The organism is Lactococcus sp. KTH0-1S (genome assembly GCF_052544945.1).
Map to the genome: position 1 here is coordinate 1,749,902 of NZ_CP195165.1, position 16,709 is coordinate 1,766,610.

General features: G+C 34.3%; 20 protein-coding genes. 5 read left to right on the plus strand and 15 right to left on the minus strand.

The window, feature by feature from the left end:
- Positions 1-20: 20 nt before the first annotated feature.
- Positions 21-404 carry a DUF956 family protein gene (locus ACRYLU_RS08420; protein WP_003130895.1) on the plus strand — a complete coding sequence of 128 codons (384 nt, stop codon included), beginning with the start codon at positions 21-23 and terminating at the stop codon, positions 402-404.
- A gap of 24 nt (positions 405-428) precedes the next feature.
- Here the strand turns inward: ACRYLU_RS08420 and ACRYLU_RS08425 are convergent, their stop codons facing one another.
- The gene (locus ACRYLU_RS08425; RefSeq protein WP_104141526.1) at positions 429-1,124 is read right to left on the minus strand and encodes a YitT family protein; all 696 of its coding nucleotides are present in this window, start codon (positions 1,122-1,124) and stop codon (positions 429-431) included.
- 161 nt (positions 1,125-1,285) lie between these two features.
- Between ACRYLU_RS08425 and ACRYLU_RS08430 the strand changes: the two genes are divergently transcribed.
- Together ACRYLU_RS08430 and serS are read left to right on the plus strand one after the other, a co-directional pair.
- Positions 1,286-1,645, plus strand: coding sequence for a DUF956 family protein (locus ACRYLU_RS08430; RefSeq protein ID WP_229049554.1), 360 nt, complete (start codon positions 1,286-1,288; stop codon positions 1,643-1,645).
- A gap of 369 nt (positions 1,646-2,014) precedes the next feature.
- On the plus strand, positions 2,015-3,286 hold the full coding sequence (gene serS / locus ACRYLU_RS08435) for a serine--tRNA ligase (RefSeq protein WP_003130891.1): 1,272 nt from the start codon (positions 2,015-2,017) through the stop codon (positions 3,284-3,286).
- Between the two features lie 84 nt (positions 3,287-3,370).
- On the opposite strand, the gene ACRYLU_RS08440 is transcribed toward serS, so the two are convergent.
- From ACRYLU_RS08440 to ACRYLU_RS08460, 5 genes are all read right to left on the minus strand, one after another.
- Entirely contained in the window at positions 3,371-3,637 is a 267-nt protein-coding gene (locus ACRYLU_RS08440) for a GNAT family N-acetyltransferase (protein WP_445080865.1), read from the minus strand.
- Positions 3,619-4,047 carry a hypothetical protein gene (locus ACRYLU_RS08445; protein WP_260311504.1) on the minus strand — a complete coding sequence of 143 codons (429 nt, stop codon included), beginning with the start codon at positions 4,045-4,047 and terminating at the stop codon, positions 3,619-3,621. The genes ACRYLU_RS08440 and ACRYLU_RS08445 overlap by 19 nt, the downstream gene beginning before the upstream one ends.
- A complete protein-coding gene (locus ACRYLU_RS08450; protein WP_260311505.1) occupies positions 4,034-5,218 on the minus strand; it encodes an MFS transporter in 1,185 nt (394 codons plus the stop codon). The genes ACRYLU_RS08445 and ACRYLU_RS08450 overlap by 14 nt, the downstream gene beginning before the upstream one ends.
- On the minus strand, positions 5,211-6,371 hold the full coding sequence (locus ACRYLU_RS08455) for a radical SAM protein (protein ID WP_445080866.1): 1,161 nt from the start codon (positions 6,369-6,371) through the stop codon (positions 5,211-5,213). The genes ACRYLU_RS08450 and ACRYLU_RS08455 overlap by 8 nt, the downstream gene beginning before the upstream one ends.
- A 140-nt stretch (positions 6,372-6,511) precedes the next feature.
- Positions 6,512-6,661, minus strand: coding sequence for a hypothetical protein (locus ACRYLU_RS08460; RefSeq protein WP_260311507.1), 150 nt, complete (start codon positions 6,659-6,661; stop codon positions 6,512-6,514).
- 417 nt (positions 6,662-7,078) lie between these two features.
- Between ACRYLU_RS08460 and ACRYLU_RS08465 the strand changes: the two genes are divergently transcribed.
- Both ACRYLU_RS08465 and ACRYLU_RS08470 read left to right on the plus strand, forming a co-directional pair.
- Positions 7,079-8,053: a S66 family peptidase gene (locus tag ACRYLU_RS08465; protein WP_445080867.1), complete on the plus strand. Its 975-nt coding sequence runs from the start codon at positions 7,079-7,081 to the stop codon at positions 8,051-8,053.
- A 21-nt stretch (positions 8,054-8,074) separates the two neighbouring features.
- Positions 8,075-8,644 carry a histidine phosphatase family protein gene (locus ACRYLU_RS08470; protein ID WP_038601711.1) on the plus strand — a complete coding sequence of 190 codons (570 nt, stop codon included), beginning with the start codon at positions 8,075-8,077 and terminating at the stop codon, positions 8,642-8,644.
- A 94-nt stretch (positions 8,645-8,738) separates the two neighbouring features.
- Here the strand turns inward: ACRYLU_RS08470 and phoU are convergent, their stop codons facing one another.
- The 9 genes from phoU to ACRYLU_RS08515 form a co-directional block, all read right to left on the minus strand.
- Positions 8,739-9,392, minus strand: a complete 654-nt coding sequence (gene phoU, locus ACRYLU_RS08475; protein ID WP_003130887.1) for a phosphate signaling complex protein PhoU — start codon at positions 9,390-9,392, stop codon at positions 8,739-8,741.
- Positions 9,393-9,548: 156 nt separating this feature from the next.
- Positions 9,549-10,310, minus strand: a complete 762-nt coding sequence (gene pstB / locus ACRYLU_RS08480) for a phosphate ABC transporter ATP-binding protein PstB (protein WP_003130886.1) — start codon at positions 10,308-10,310, stop codon at positions 9,549-9,551.
- Positions 10,311-10,475: 165 nt separating this feature from the next.
- A complete protein-coding gene (gene pstB, locus ACRYLU_RS08485; RefSeq protein WP_445080868.1) occupies positions 10,476-11,285 on the minus strand; it encodes a phosphate ABC transporter ATP-binding protein PstB in 810 nt (269 codons plus the stop codon).
- Between the two features lie 33 nt (positions 11,286-11,318).
- The gene (pstA, locus tag ACRYLU_RS08490) at positions 11,319-12,212 is read right to left on the minus strand and encodes a phosphate ABC transporter permease PstA (protein ID WP_003130884.1); all 894 of its coding nucleotides are present in this window, start codon (positions 12,210-12,212) and stop codon (positions 11,319-11,321) included.
- Positions 12,212-13,135 carry a phosphate ABC transporter permease subunit PstC gene (pstC, locus tag ACRYLU_RS08495; protein WP_003130883.1) on the minus strand — a complete coding sequence of 308 codons (924 nt, stop codon included), beginning with the start codon at positions 13,133-13,135 and terminating at the stop codon, positions 12,212-12,214. The genes pstA and pstC overlap by 1 nt, the downstream gene beginning before the upstream one ends.
- Before the next feature lie 120 nt (positions 13,136-13,255).
- Entirely contained in the window at positions 13,256-14,107 is an 852-nt protein-coding gene (locus ACRYLU_RS08500; RefSeq protein ID WP_029344245.1) for a phosphate ABC transporter substrate-binding protein, read from the minus strand.
- A 346-nt stretch (positions 14,108-14,453) separates the two neighbouring features.
- Positions 14,454-15,350 (minus strand): phosphate ABC transporter substrate-binding protein, encoded by an 897-nt coding sequence (locus ACRYLU_RS08505; protein WP_003130880.1) that lies wholly within the window; start codon positions 15,348-15,350, stop codon positions 14,454-14,456.
- 277 nt (positions 15,351-15,627) lie between these two features.
- The gene (gene smpB / locus ACRYLU_RS08510) at positions 15,628-16,095 is read right to left on the minus strand and encodes an SsrA-binding protein SmpB (protein WP_003130878.1); all 468 of its coding nucleotides are present in this window, start codon (positions 16,093-16,095) and stop codon (positions 15,628-15,630) included.
- A 31-nt stretch (positions 16,096-16,126) separates the two neighbouring features.
- A complete protein-coding gene (locus tag ACRYLU_RS08515; RefSeq protein ID WP_195362528.1) occupies positions 16,127-16,684 on the minus strand; it encodes an SGNH/GDSL hydrolase family protein in 558 nt (185 codons plus the stop codon).
- Positions 16,685-16,709 lie beyond the last annotated feature (25 nt).

Below are 16,709 nucleotides of genomic sequence, written 5' to 3' on the forward strand. Positions count from 1 at the left end.
CTAGGAAATGGAGAGAATCTGTGGCTCAATCACTAAATACTAAGGCTGATTATTCAACAGAAGGAATTGCTTATTTAGGTTTTGCTGAATATGGAAAAATTCTGATTGGTGATGTTGCTTTTGAATTTTATAATGACCGAAATGTTGAAAAAAATATGACTTTTCCTTGGACGGCAGTGGCTCGTGTTGAGGGTGATGTTTCAAAATCCCTCAAAGGTGAAGTTAAAGTTGGTCGACAATTTTCAATCGTTTTACAAAATGGCTCTAAGGTTCGATTCTCATCGAAAAACTCAGGAACTGTTTTAAAATGGATTCGTCATTATTTAGGAAACGATAAAGTGGTTAAATCCCCTAGTTTCCTCGGAACTTTTAAAAATGCTTTTAAGAGAAAGAAGAAAAAATAAAAATCCCAATCTGGGATTTTTTTGTTAGTTAGAGCAAGAACATTCATTAGTTGTACAAGAACAACTTGACTCATTTTTTATTAATCCAACTTTTTGTAAAATTTGTTGGCGGTATGAGGGTCGTCCGATGAAACGTGTGACTTTACTGAAGATGTAACAAGATAAGAGTGTGACAAAAAAATTTGGAAGGGCAAGATAAGTCACGACTGCTAATAGCATAACTACAATATCAATACCAAAGAGCGTTTTATCTATTGGCACTTTCCACTTGTTTTCAAAAAGTCGCGCAAGTAGAATAGAGCCGCCAAATGTTCCTTGTGATAGAACAACTAAACCTGCACCAATTCCTGAGAGGATTCCGTCTATAATTCCCACAGTAACCAATGAGTCCATTTGAAAGCCAGTAATTCCTATGGCTTCATAAATCATCATCCATCCGCTCATGGCCAGCGCTCCAGGAATGGTCAGTAACAATTCCCGCTGCTCAAGTAGTTTCCAACTCAAAAGAAAGAGTGGAATATTGACTGCAAAAAAAGTCAAAGCTGGATTCATTCCGAAAACAAAGTGAATAAATACTGAAAATCCTGCGATTCCATTGCTGGCCATCGCGTTAGGAACGACAAAAAGTTGAATAGAGAGAATATAAAGGCCTACACCAACTAGTAGTATGAATAGATCTCTGAGAAATAGTCTATCAATTTTTACTCCGATTAAAGTCATTTTACCTCCTTTATTAGTTTTTTCTTATAATCTAATGATAACATTTTTATATTTATTCTTTAAACCATATCCCTCGTTGGGCCCATATTTATTAGCTTCTTTAGTTCTTGATATAATTTAGATATGTTATAATACAGGTATAAACGGAAATGAGGACGATTTTGGCAACTAATAATTCTGAAATTTTTTATGAAACAAAAGGAACAGCCTATTTAGGTGTGGTTGAAAATGGAAAAATTATCTTGGGTGATACTGGTTTTGAATTTGAATATAAAAATCCACGTCGAGGACAAAATATTTTCTTTACTTGGTCAAGTATTAAAAGCGCCGAAGTTGATGTTTCAATCAGTGGAAAACTTGGTCAGCAGTTTTCTTTGATTTTAGATACGCAAGCTAAGGTAAGATTTTCTTCTAAGGATTCCGGTTCTATTTTGAAAAAAGTTTCTGAATATGTTGGCAAAGAAAATATTGTCAGAGCTCCTAGTTTGCTTGACCCTTTCCGTCGTGCTTTCAAAAAGTAATGATTGATTTTAAAAATTTTTGACAAAGTAATTCACAAAATGGTAAAATAAATCTAGAAATGGGTCTTATTAAATTTTTTTAGAGAGCTTGTGGTGCTGAAAACAAGTAAAATAAAATAATGACTTTCTACTTCTGTTAATTTTCTCATGAAAATGAGAACGTCTGCTTACGTTACAAGTGACTTGAGTTCTATTTTTACTGACAGCTTGAATATCAGTTTTCGTCAGTAAATAAATAGATAATTTAGGTGGAACCGTGCGATTACCGCGCCCTAATTCTTTTTGAATTTGGGCGCTTTTTTTCTACTGACAGAACGTTTTCTAAAATATTCTTGTCAGTAAGTTTTATATAAAAATAAAGGAGAGCTTATGCTTGATATTAAAAAAATTCGTGCTGATTTTGACGGTGTTGCTGCAAAATTAGCCACTCGTGGTGTTGAAAAAGAGAAACTTGAAAAACTTCATGACTTAGATATTAAACGTCGTGAACTCATTGTAAAATCTGAGGCTTTGAAAGCTGAACGTAACAGCGTTTCTGATGAAATTTCTCAAGTAAAACGTGCAAAAGGCGATGCCAGCGCACAAATTGCTGCAATGCAAAAAGTTTCTGCTGAAATCAAAGCCATTGATGCTGAACTTGCTGAAATCGAAGAAAACTTGAATGAAATCATTATCATGTTGCCAAATCTTCCTCATGAAAGTACACCAATTGGTGCTGATGAAGATGATAATGTTGAGGTTCGTCGTGTTGGTCAAACTCCAACTTTCAATTTTGAACCTAAAGCTCACTGGGATTTGGGTGAAGATTTAGGAATTTTGGATTGGGAACGGGGTGGTAAAGTCACTGGTTCACGCTTCCTATTCTACAAAGGTGCTGGTGCAAGACTTGAACGTGCACTCTATAACTTCATGCTTGATGAGCACGGTAAAGAAGGTTATACTGAAATGATTACTCCTTATATGGTTAATCAAGAATCAATGTTTGGAACGGGTCAATATCCTAAATTTAAAGAAGACACTTTTGAATTGAAAGATGACCGTGGTTTTGTTTTAATTCCAACTGCTGAAGTTCCTTTGACTAACTACTATCGTGGGGAAATTTTGGATGGCGCAGAATTGCCAATCAAATTCACAGCAATGAGTCCTTCTTTCCGTTCTGAAGCTGGTTCTGCTGGTCGTGATACTCGTGGTTTGATTCGTTTGCACCAATTCCATAAAGTTGAAATGGTTAAATTTGCTAAACCTGATCAATCTTATGATGAACTTGAAAAAATGACAGCAAACGCTGAAAATATTCTGCAAAAATTGGGTCTTGCATACCGTGTTGTGGCTTTGTCAACTGGTGACATGGGATTCTCTGCTGCTAAAACTTATGATTTAGAAGTTTGGATTCCTGCGCAAAATACTTACCGTGAAATTTCTTCATGTTCAAACTGTGAAGATTTCCAAGCCCGTCGTGCCCAAATTCGTTATCGTGACGAAGAGGGTAAAGTTCAACTCCTTCACACTTTGAATGGTTCTGGACTTGCTGTTGGACGTACTGTGGCTGCTATTCTTGAAAATTATCAAAATGAAGATGGCTCAATCACTGTTCCTGAAGTCCTTCGTCCTTATATGGGTGGACTTGAAGTGATTAAATAATTTAAAAATCTACTGACAGAAATTTTTTGGACTTGTCAGTAGATTTTTTTCTTTAAGAATACTGACAGAATTTCTGTCAGTAAATTAGAAATTTTTAAGTTTGAAATAGTAGTAATTATCGAAAACTTTGAAAGCTTGAGAAAGATATAAAGTATTGGCGGAAATGTTTTCGCGCCAAGTTTGAATAAAAACTTTTTGTTTCTCGCTATTCTTATTCCTATCTAATAACAACAGAAAAAACTGCTTGGCATATCCCATATTTCTAAATGGAGGATAGATTTCAAAATCATAAATTCCAATGGTTTCCCCTAAAAATACTAGACAAACTTTTCCTACAATATCATTACCCAAATAGATATTGTACGGAATAATATTTTTTGAGAATAATCTTTCTTGTGGAAATATGGCAACCCACTTTTTTTCTGATGATAGATATAAGCCATCACTTTTTTCCTTAAAAAATCCAATGCTTTTTTATTATAATTTGCGACATAATTAATATCTGTTGTAGAGAGTTTAATAAAATTTACATAGACTTGATCGATATTCTCAGTAACTTTTAAAAATTGTAAATGATGATTTTTCATTATCCGAATTAATTTTCTTTCATCAATTATTTTTTTCAAAAATAAGAAATTAAAATCTTCTGTATTAATTGTTTTATTTTTCACTATAATATAAGAATCATTTTCAATAATTTCACACCTTATAGAAGCTAGCCAGATTAGTTCATTTCTTAAGAAATCTTCATTTGAATTCATTATTTGCCTCTAAGTCAATATTTCGATAAATTTTTGTCTGAACTAATATCAGGTATGTCAGTAAAAATACAGTCGCTATTGCGACTCCAAGTGGAATCAAACCGAAATGGCTAACTGTATTTCCAAGAATCATTCCAATAGGGGCTGCAATATAGACGACACAATCAATGACCCCAATAATTCGCCCACGAACCGAAGAATCAATAGAACTTACAAAATAGCTAAATAAGGGTTGAGTAAAGGTATCAAAAAATCCATAAAAAAGGAGGACGAGAAAGGTAACAAATATAAACTTATTAATCATTGGCAAAAAAATAAAACAAAAAGCTGAACCTAAAAGACCAATTTTAGTCATTTGTGAGACTTTTTTACTAAAGCGAATAATGACGATAGATGACAAACTTTCGCCTATATTAGTGGAAGACTTTAATAATGATAAAAACAGAGGAGAAAGACTTTTTGTACTTTGCAACATGAAGAACGGTAGGATATTTGGAATATATCCATAATCTAAATTTAAGAAAAATAGAAGAATCATGAAAATGATTATTTTCTTATCTGACAAAATTTTTTCTTTAACAAACGAAAGAGGAAAAGTATTTTCTTTTTTCTTTATCTCCTGCTTTTTTTCATTAGGAATAAAGAAATAAGTCACAAAGAAGGACAAAATAAATAGCAAGAACACTAAAAGATAAATATAATTGAGTCCAAGAAAAGTAATAATAAGACCTGCTAAAATATTATTTAAAACTGCTGTAACCTGTGTGAATAGAACGCTGATGGAGTCATATTTTATATATTCATTTGTTGATAAGACTGAGGCAACGAGGGTAATGATTCCACGCTGAAATAAGGTACTAATTGCCGTAAATAGGAGATAAAAAATAATTCGAGCATTATCAAATTTTATGAAATAAACTCCAATAACAACCAAAATAAAACTGACAATACTTATCAATAATAATCTCTTTTTGGGATAGGAGTCAGCAATTACACCAGCTACAAGTGAAAAAATGGCTTGAAGAATAAAAGATGAACTTAAAATAAGAACAATGGCCTGAAGTTGCTCATGATTGGTAAAAATTCGCCAAAGAATATTCATCTGAAACAAAGTGCCAGCAAATGATACTAGAAGATTTATTCCAAGAAATAAAGACATTTTTTTATACATTGGTATGCTCCATGAAATATTCTAAGTTAGTTTTTTGTAAGTCACACTGAGAATATTTATTTTCACGATGAATGCTTTGATAATACTCTTCTGCTCTGCAAGCTCCCCCACAGATATATTTAATATTACAACTTTGACACTTATCCAAATTATCCACTAATTCTTCAGTAATTACTCTTTTTCTATTCATCAGTATTTCATCTCCCGAATTTTCTTTTGATAAATTCGTGATAAGAAATGATGAATGGTGTAATTTAACGCAAGGATAGACATTCCCAAGTGGATCTATACTTAACATCGTTATTCCTGCACCACAATGTGTTATTGGAAAACCTGTTTTATCAAATTGCATTTGGTCGGAAGACTTCGCACAATCAAAAACTTTTTGTACTTCTCCATATTTTTTTAATAAAAAATCGTATAAATTAACAATACTTTTTAAGGTGGGTCTTTCTTTATCAGTTGCCTGTTTTACAAGAAAAAATCCGTGTGCTATTCCCATATTTGAAAAATAATCAGAAAACTCTTTTGAAAATTTTATTGTTTCTTTTGTTAAAACTTGCATTACCGCATAATTTACACTATTATCTTGTAAAATCTTTAGGTTTGATAGTACTTTTTTTAAACTACCCTTACCTCTGGTTGGGGAATTTAATTCTTCCGTGTGTCCGTCAACTGATACTTGTATATCTATCTTATATTCTATAATTTTTTCAAGAACTTCCTTTTTTAAGATAGTGCCATTTGTAATGATTGAAATTGAACGTATACCTGCCTTATAGATATCATCAATCAGTTTATCTAAATAGGGGTGCATCATCGGTTCTCCACCGATAAGAACAATATTTTGAGTATTTAATTTCACCAGTTTATTTAAAAATAATCTATTATTTTCTAAAGAAATGTAATTTTTATTTTTGGGTGCATAACAGTAAGGACAATGTAAATTACATGAGTAAGTAACATTATAGTAGACAGTACTTAAAGTATCAATTTGGTTAATGTATGCATTATACGAATTATAATTATTAAATATTCTAGGTTGAGAATCAAGTTTTTCCTCCCCCCTTGAAACATCTGAACAAGAAACATAGTTTCTTGTGAATTCATCTACTAAAACTATTTTTCCGTCTTTTCTATTATATCTATACATACCTACTCCTTAAAATCTAACAAGAAAATGTGAAAATAAAGTTATTTTTGCTCTTAGCGTTACAATAGAACTCAGAATATTAATCAACCTTTTTATTCAAAAGTAAAAATATCTCTTTTTACATTTTCTTGTTTTATTATTTAGGCGCCAATTTCTTCTTTCTTAACAACGGCCATAGGTAAATTTTGCACACTTTTTTTAGCCGCCGAACAGGCAAAGACTTCAAGAATTTTGTCTGTTTGCGTTAATTCCCCATTTTTTTGATTTTGATTTGTTTTTTTACTATTCATTTTATTACCTTCTTTTTATGATAGTTGATTAATATTAAATTTATCTCCAGTTTTTAACTGGCAACTTCATTATAGCACTCTGAAAATTCTGTGAAAAAGTTTTGGAATATATGCCAAAAGATAATTTTCTTGCTGGAAATCCTTGGATTATAACGCCTTCTTAATTTTTTTATTTTCTTATATTATCGTCAGTTCTTACCTAATCTTCTTAGTTACTGATTTAATAAAATAATAAATTTATTTTTCTTTTGTCATATATTCCAAAAGTTAATCGAATATAAAAAATACTGACAGAATTTCTGTCAGTAACTTTCAAAATATATTCCTAAATTAAAATCTTTAAATATTTTTGATGACAATGCTGTCAGTAAATGCTATAATTAGTTCAATTTACTGACGGAGGGCTTGGGTGAATGAATGAATAAAATATTTCCTAAAAAATTACAAAAAGGGGATGAAATCCGTGTGATTTCACCTAGTTCTTCTTTGACTCGGACTGGAAAATTTGAAGATAAATTAAAAGCAAAAGCTCGTCTTGAAGCACTTGGTTATCAGGTTACTTTTGGTCAGCATATTTTAGAAAATGATTTGCTTGAATCAAGTTCGATTAATTCACGACTTGCAGATTTCCATGCAGCATTTTCAGACCCTAATGTCAAAGCTGTTTTATGTACCATTGGTGGCTTTAACTCTAATGAACTTCTTCCTTATATTGATTGGAACATTGTAAAAAATAATCCTAAAATTTTCTGTGGATTTTCTGATATCACTGTTCTTCACCAAGCGATTTTCGCTAAAACTGGCTTGGTCACTTACTATGGTCCAGGTTATATTGCCTTTTTAATGGATGAATTACAAGACTTCCAAACTAATTCTTGGCAAAATGCAGTCGCTGGTCAGTCAAATTATTCTTTAAATGCCAGCGATTTTTACACGAGTGATGCTTGGTATGACCCCACTCAAGCTCGTCATCTTCAGCCTGCTGCCTGGAAAATATATAACCATGGCAAAGCGACAGGGGAAATTATTGGCGGAAATCTAAATACTTTGATGCTTGTGACGGGAACCAGTGCTCAGGTCAAATCCGATCAACCAATTGCTTTTTTAGAAAATGCTGAAGGTGAAGATTTTTATGATTGGGACCGAGAATTAGCTCATTTTTTACAAGTTTATCCTAACATTTCTGCTTTAGTCATTGGTCGTTTTCCTAAGGAAGAGAGGATGACCGAGGAAATTTTACACTTTATTTTAGATAAATATCCTCATTTAAAAACAATTCCAGTCGTCTATGATGTCGATTTTGGACATACTCAACCGATTTTTACTTTTCCTCTGGGAGGGCAAGCAGAAATTTCCACACTGCCTTTAAAAATTGAAATCTTAGAAGGCTAGAACATGAAAAAGGAGAGTCAAATGACTGAAGTTTATTTTATTCGACATTCACTTAGAGATAATGCAGCCTATGACGATATGGATGTTCCGCTGACTGCCGAGGGTGAAAAACGTGCACTCATCTTGGCTGATGCTTTTGCAAATGTATCAATCGAGCAAATTTTTTCCAGTCCATTTCAACGTTCTGTTCGTACCCTGAATCCTCTTGCTCACTCTAAAAATCTTGAAATTCAACTCATTTCTGATTTGAGAGAAAGAAATGTTGGCCATGAAATAGCTGATTTTTGGCCCTTTGCTAAGCGACAATGGAATGATTTTGATTATAAGTTTTCTGACGGAGAATCCTTACGTGAAGTTCAAAATCGTAATATTTCAGCCCTTGAACAGATTTTAGCAACTTCTAAAAATCAAAAAGTTGCAATCGGAACACATGGTACTTCTCTTTCTACCATTTTAAATTTTTATCAACCAGACTTTCAGTTTCAAGATTTTCAATCTTTAGCTGGAAAGATGCCCTATGTCATCAAAATGGACTTTGCTGAAAATAAATATCTGACCCACCAAGTCATTGAAATTGATTATGAGCAATAAAAAAAGTTACTGACAGAACTGCCAGGATATTCGTAATGTACTAAAGTACAAACGACTATCCTATGACAGCAATTCTTGTCAGTAACTTTTTATTTTACAGTTCAATAATGTTTCCAGAATTCAAGTAAACAATCCACTCACAGAGATTGACCGCATAACCGGTAATTCGTTCTAAGTAAACCAGTGTCAACAAGTATTCTTTACCTGTTGTTACTGTTTCAGAGTTTTCTTTCATTCCGTCAAGAATTTTTTCTTGAATTTCATGACTCATACTTTTGATGACATATTGTTGTTCAGCAATTTCATGAGCCCGTTTATCATTGCCTTGAATGTAGGCATTGAGTGAAGCATCAACGATAGATTTAACTTTTTCACCGAGTAAGCTAATATCTTCTTCAACCACGTGAATTCTTTCTTCACCTTTAAGTGAAATGGTTGCCTTAGCAATAGATGCAACGTGGTCACCCATTCTCTCAAGGTCAGATGATGCTTTTAGAACGGTGATGATTGTTCTTAAATCGCTAGAAACCGGTTGTTGAAGTGCAATCATTTCTAATGATTGATTTTCAAGACTTTTTTCTTGGTCATTAATGGCATGGTCGCCTTCAATGACTTGTTCAGCCAAATCACGATCATGGCTAACAAAGGCACGAACGGCCTTATTCAATTGAGCAGAAACTTGCGTGCCCATTGAGTAAAATTGATTATGAAGTTTATTAAGATCTTCTTCAAATTGTGTACGCAACATAATTACCCCTCTTTGTTTTTATAGTAATGTTATTATGATACATTCATTAAATCAACGCTATTTTCTTTAATGAATGCTAATAAAATATCTCGCTTCACCTTTTGGCTAGACGGTCCATTTCATTTTAAAGTCAGCATCAAAAGCTGTCAGTAAAATTTATCCAAATTTACCAGAAATATAATCAGAAGTTTCTTGTTTTTCTGGATTTAAGAAAATACTTTTCGTATCATTATACTCAATCAGATTTCCGTCTAACATAAAGGCGGTACGGTCTGAAATTCGTGATGCTTGTTGCATACTATGTGTAACAATCGCGATTGTATAATCTTTTTTAAGTTCAAGCATGGTTTCTTCGACACGAGCCGCTGAAATTGGGTCAAGGGCTGATGTGGGTTCGTCCATTAGGATAATTTCAGGATTGACAGCAAGGACACGTGCGATACAAACCCTTTGTTGTTGCCCACCTGAAAGTCCAAGTGCTGAACTGTGCAAAATATCCTTGACTTCATCCCAAATATTGGCTGCTTTGAGTGAATTTTCCACCACTTCATCAAGAAGTGCTTTATCTTTCACTCCTTTTAAGCGCAATCCATAAACCACATTTTCATAAATTGAAAATGGAAAGGGATTGGGTTGTTGGAAAACCATGCCAATTTCTTTACGTAAATCAACAGTATCAACTTTAGGACTGTAAATATTTTTACCTTTATAATCAATGGCTCCAGTAATTGTTACTGTCGGAATCAAATCATTCATTCGATTGATTGAACGTAAAAGCGTTGATTTTCCACATCCTGATGGACCAATGAGCGCTGTAATTTCATTCTTATAGAATGTCATGTTTATCGTATTCAACGCTTTTTTCTTGCTGTAATAAAGCGATAAGTCGCTGACGGTTAAAACTGCTTCTTTTTCCATATTTTACCTTTTTATAAGTTACTGATAGAACTACTAGCACATTCCTAATGTACTAAAGTACAAACGACTGTCCTATGACGGACAAGTTTTTCGACAAATCAAGAATCCGTCAGTAGTTTTTTTACTGACAAAAATTCCGTCAGTAATTTTAAACTTTATTTTCTCTTAACCAAAGTGACCAGAAACATAATCTTCTGTTGATTGCAAACTAGGTTGAGTAAAAATTGTGCTTGTTTTATCATACTCAATCAAATCTCCTGAATAGAAGAAAGCTGTATTGTCAGAGGCCCGAGAAGCCTGAGCCATATTGTGAGTCACAATGATAATCGTATAATTTTCTTTAAGTTCCATCATTGTTTCTTCAATTTGCATTGTTGAAATTGGGTCAAGAGCTGACGCTGGTTCATCCATCAAAATAATTTCTGGTTTTACTGACAATGCTCTTGCAATACATAAGCGCTGTGCTTGTCCACCGGACATGGCAAGTGCTGATTGATTAAGATTATCTTTTACTTGATCCCACAAAGCAGCTTGCTTCAATGAAGTTTCAACAATCTCATCCAGTTTTTTCCTGTCTCTCACGCCATCACGACGATGAATGAAGGCAATATTTTCATAAATTGATTTTGGAAATGGATTAGGTCTTTGGAAAACCATCCCAATTTGCTTACGAACTTCAAAAACATTCACTTTATTTTCGTTAATATTGACCCCTTCATAATTGATTTCGCCAGTCACCCGAGCGCCATCAATCGTGTCATTCATGCGATTCAAAGCACGTAAATAGGTTGATTTACCAGAACCTGAAGGGCCAATAAGTGCTGTGACTTCATTTTTAGGAAAAGACATTGTCACGCCATGGATTGCTTCTTTTGTTCCGTTATAGAAAACACGCAAATCATTTGTTGATAATGCAATTTCTTCTTTCTCAGGCACCATAATTTTGCGCTGAGACCAGTCATATGTTGTTGCCATAATTATTCTTTCTCTATAAAATCTTTGATTTTCTTAGTTAGAAGATGTTAACTTCTTGTGAATTCGATTTCCAAGGAAACGTGCCCCCAAGTTAAAGAGGAGAACAAAGATAATCAATACTGCTGAAGCTCCTGCAGAAATTTGTTGTGCTGTTGAAATCGTTCCTTCGGTATTAAGTGCCCAGATATGAACAGCCAAAGTTTCAGCTGGTCTGAAAAGTGAGAGTGGCGAAGTCAAGCTCATCGGATTCCAGTTTGCCCAGTTGATTGGTAGGTTCGTTTGTCCAGCAGTGTAAATCAAAGCCGCAGCTTCACCAAAAACACGTCCTGAAGATAAGATAACCCCAGTAATGATTCCGGGCACAGCAGCTGGTAAAATGACTTGTGTTGCCGTTTCCCAACGGGACATTCCGAGTGCCAAACCACCTTCACGTTGTGAAGTTGGAATTGCTCGAAGTGATTCTTCAACATTCCGAGTCATCAATGGTAAGTTGAAAACAGTCAGTGCCAAGGCACCTGATAGAACTGAGAAACCAAGACCAAATTGTAATACGAAAATTAACATCCCGAAAAGTCCAACAACGATTGAAGGAAGTGAAGATAAAACTTCAATAGCTGAGCGAACAACACCAGTTAACCAATGTTTTTGATTCGCATACTCAGACAGATAAATTCCTGCGCCAAGTGATAAAGGAACAGAAATAATCAAAGTGACAATCAAAAGATAAACAGAGTTAAAAAGTTGGACTGCAATCCCACCACCTGTCAATGGATTTGACGCGGTGATGATAAATTTAGGATCTTTAAAGATAACTGGCAAACCTTTAATTAAAATATAAGCCAGTAAAAAAGCGAGGATAAGAACAATGATGCCAGAAAGGACATAAAGGACACCAGTGGCAATCTTGTCAGAGCGTTTAGCGTTCATTATTTAAGACTTCCTTTCTTAGCAATAGCACGCATTGCGAGGTTGAAAAAGAGTGACATAATCAAAAGGAGTAAGGCAAGTGACCAAAGTGCATTCAATTGAATACCAGGTGTTGCATTTGGAATTCCTGATGTCAAGATTGAAGTCAAGGTTGAAGCTGGTGAAATCAAATCTTTTGGCATCATTACAGCATTACCTACCACCATTTGAATAGCAAGAGCTTCACCAAAAGCACGCGCCATTCCAAAGATAACAGCGGTCAAAATCCCTGGTGTTGCGGCTCTTAGAAGAACACGCCAAATTGTTTGCCAACGCGTTGCACCAAGTCCGAGTGACGCTTCTTTATAATAAGAAGGGACAGCTTTCATAGCATCCACAGTCATTGAAGTTACGGTTGGTAAAATCATGACAAAGAGTACAAACACACCTGACAAGAGACCCAAACCAGTTCCACCAAAAACATTACGAATGGCTGGAACAACAACAGTCAAACCAATGAAACCATAAACAACTGATGGAATACCAACAAGGAGTTCAATGACAGGTTGCAAAATTTTCTTACCATATTTTGGTGAAATTTCTGTCATATAAATTCCCGCACCAATCGCAAATGGAGTGGCAACAAGGGCTGAAAGTACAGTAACAATCAATGATCCCGTGAACATTGGCAATGCGCCAACTGCAGGTTTACCGTCAGGGCCGAGATTACCTGGTGACCAATTTGTTCCAAAAAGGAAACGGAAAGGATTAACACCATCTGAATAGAAAGTTGACAGACCTTTTTGAGCAACAAAGACAAGAATTGCACCTACAACGAAGACAATAAGGGCAATACATAAGAAAGTTAAACTCTTACCAAATTTTTCAAGTCTTGAATTTTTATTGCTTGAAAGCAATTTTTCTTTGATTTTTGAATTTTCCATAGGGACCTAACTATTTTTGTTAATTTGCATCTATCTGATTAATGCAAATGAAGTTATTGATTAAACTTATTTTGACTAATTTTTTTACTGACGGAGGATAAGTTTAATTTCCATCAGTAATTATTTAATTTTTTCAACATTTCCTTTAGCATCACGGTCAACCTTCATTTCAGAAACACGGATATAACCAAGCTGCTCTAGGGTTTTCTTATCATTTTGAACATATTTGATAAATTTATTTTCGATTGTGTTTTTACGAGATTTGTTGGTGTACATATGCTCATATGACCAAATTTTCCATGCATTAGTTTTTACATTGTCATAAGTTGGCGCAACACCATCAACATTAACCGCCTTTACACCGGGTTTATTAGTGTAACTGAAAGCAACATATGAAATAGCCCCTGGCGTTTGCCCAACTAATTGGACAACAGAACCTGAAGCATCTTGAGTTGGACCATTCACTTCTGTGGCACCATTCAAAGCATATTTATCAAAATTTACTCGCGTTCCTGAACCAGCAGTACGACCAATGACCGTAATTTTTTGGTCTTGACCTCCTACTTCTTTCCAGTTGGTAATTTTACCAGTGAAAATATCAATCAGTTCTTGTTGAGTCAAATTTGAAACTTTTAACTTTTTGTTGATAATTGGTGCAAAACCAATGACAGCAACTTTATGATCAATAATTTTATCAACTGCTATTCCTGATTTTTCTTCAGCGAAAATATCAGAATTCCCAATCTGGAAAGAACCAGCCGCAACTTGAGCCAATCCGACACCAGAACCACCACCTTGAACCATAATAATTTCATCAGGATTTTGCTTCATATATGCCATAGAAGCATGTTCAACCATGGGTTGCAAGGCAGTTGACCCACCTGCTGTGACCTGTTTATTTCCAGAACCACAAGCTGCCAATGCAAATAAACTCACACTGGCCATCAAAGCAATAAAAATTTTCTTCTTCATAGCTTAATTATACCATAATGGCCTATCAATGAGCGGTTGATGATAGCGTTCTTATGTAAATGTTTTGTAAATAATACGGGAAAATGCCCAACTCTGAAAAAGAGTGAGCAATTTCCTGTCTTTTAGGGAAAGAATTATGAAGAAAAATTTAAAGATCGTCTCTCATCAGTTCATCCTGTTTATGTTCACTGATAAAATTTTTATAAAAAAGGAGTCAAAATTTAAAATTTTAATTTATGAAGAAGAAAATTTTTATTGCTTTGAATCCTGTGGTTATAAACTAATTTATTAATTGTTAAATTTACTGACAGACATTGATTATTCTGAAATTGACTTACTGTCAGTATTATTTTTTAGTGATATTTCCGTCAGCATCACGTTCAACTTTCATGTCACTGATTGGAATGTATCCCAATTTTTTGATGTCTTTGTTGTTTTCTGCCACATATTTAATGAAAGCTTTATCTGCTGCAGTTTCTTTCTTAGTATTGGTGTACATATGTTCGTAAGACCAAACTTTGTAGTCATTAGTTACAACATTTGCTTCTGTTGGCTCAACACCATCAATTGAAATATCTTTGATGTCTTTACTTGTATCAACATAAGAAAGTGCCACATATGAAATCGCTCCTGGTGTTTGACCTACCATTTGAACAACTGAACCTGAAGCATCTTGTGTTGGACCTTTAACCTCTGTTGCTCCACCAAGTGCAAATTTATCAAAGTTTACGCGAGTTCCAGAACCCTCAGTCCGTCCGATAACCGTAATTTTTTGGTCTGAACCGCCCACATCTTTCCAGTTTGTCACCTTACCTGTGAAGACATCTTGCAATTGTTGAGAAGTTAAGTTTTTAACATCAATTTTTGCGTTAACAATCGGTGCAAAACCAACAACCGCTACTTTATGGTCAGTAATTGCAGAAGCATCAATTCCTGATTTTTCTTCAGCGAAAATATCAGAGTTCCCAATTTGGAAAGAACCAGCTGCAACTTGTGTCAAACCAACACCAGAACCACCACCTTGCACAGTCACTTGAACACCAGTATTTTTTGCCATAAATTCTGTTGATGATTGTTGTGCTAATGGTTGAAGAGCAGTTGAACCTCCAGCAATAATTTTTCCTGACAGAGCTTTATCAGAAGAACTTGAGCTACTAGATGATGAGCCGTTTGATGAACCACAAGCTGCCAAAGTTAACAATGCACCAGCAGTAATAAGACCAACAAGAATTTTCTTTTTCATGAGAAGTTTCTCCAATTAATTTCTAAATAAGTTGTTAAGCGTTTTTGCTTACAAAACTATTTTATCATCGAAAGAAGGCACTAGGTGTAAACACTTAGTAAATACAAGGTAAATGGATTGTAAACGATATTTTTATCTTGAAAACTTTTTTACTGACGGTAAATCTGTCAATAAAATATGACAAAAAAGGCATATTTTAGCTGTAAATAAAAGAATTATTAGCAAGCTGACAATTCTGTCAGTAAAAAAATCACTGACAGATTTATCAGTGATTTCTTTAACGGTTGTAAGCTTTAATTTGTCTTGCAATATCCCGATTTTGTTCTTTACGTTTGAGCGTTTCACGTTTATCGTAATCTTTCTTACCACGGGCAAGCCCCATCAAAACCTTAGCAAAGCCATTTTTCAAATAAACTTTTAAAGGAATAAAAGTAATTCCTGTCCCTGATAATTCCTTATCAATCTTAGCAATTTCCTTTTTATTTAGTAATAGTTTTCGCGTACGTAATTCTTCAACATTAAAAATATTGCCCTGCTCAAAAGGAGCAATATGAACATTTGATAACCAAACTTCTCCATTACGAACTCTGGCAAATCCATCTTTTAATTGAATTTTTGCCTGACGAACAGACTTAATCTCCGTTCCTGTCAGCACAATTCCTGCTTCAAAAGTTTCGTAAATTTCATAATCATGCCGAGCCTTTTTGTTCTGAGCTAAAGGCTTATCTTCTGTATTTTTTACCATGCCCTCATTTTACCACAAAAAGAACATTTATTTAAGGATTTTTAATGACAGATAAAATCTCTCTGACCAACAACTCATAAGCCCTTGATGTAAAATGTAAACCATCAGCTCTCAACAAATTTTTAGGATTTTCAGAACCCTTCATTATCTGAAAAATATCAATCACCTTAAGCGATTTTTCTTTGCCTAAATTTAATGTGACTTCTCTAAAAAGTTCAACCTCGGAAAGCTTACTATAATGTGTCGGTTCATCATCATTATAAAAAGGAGGAGTAATTAGAACCGTTCTTTCTACACCTAACTGCAAAATCATTTTTAATAAATTTTCGCGAAATTCTGCCGGTCGAATCAAATGATAAGGTGAAGCATCATTTGCCCCAAAGAAAATAAAATTTAAGTCCGCTTCTTCCTCTAGAACATATTTTAGACGTAGAAGTCCACCATAAGTATCATCACCATTAATTCCATGGAGTAACACTTCCAACTTAGGCTCTTTTTCCTCGATTAATCTTGCAATAATATTTGACGAACCCCCTTCATCCATTCCAAAACCATTGGTAATTGAATCCCCAAAAATTGTAATCTTCATCTTAGACATCTCTTTCAAGTATTTT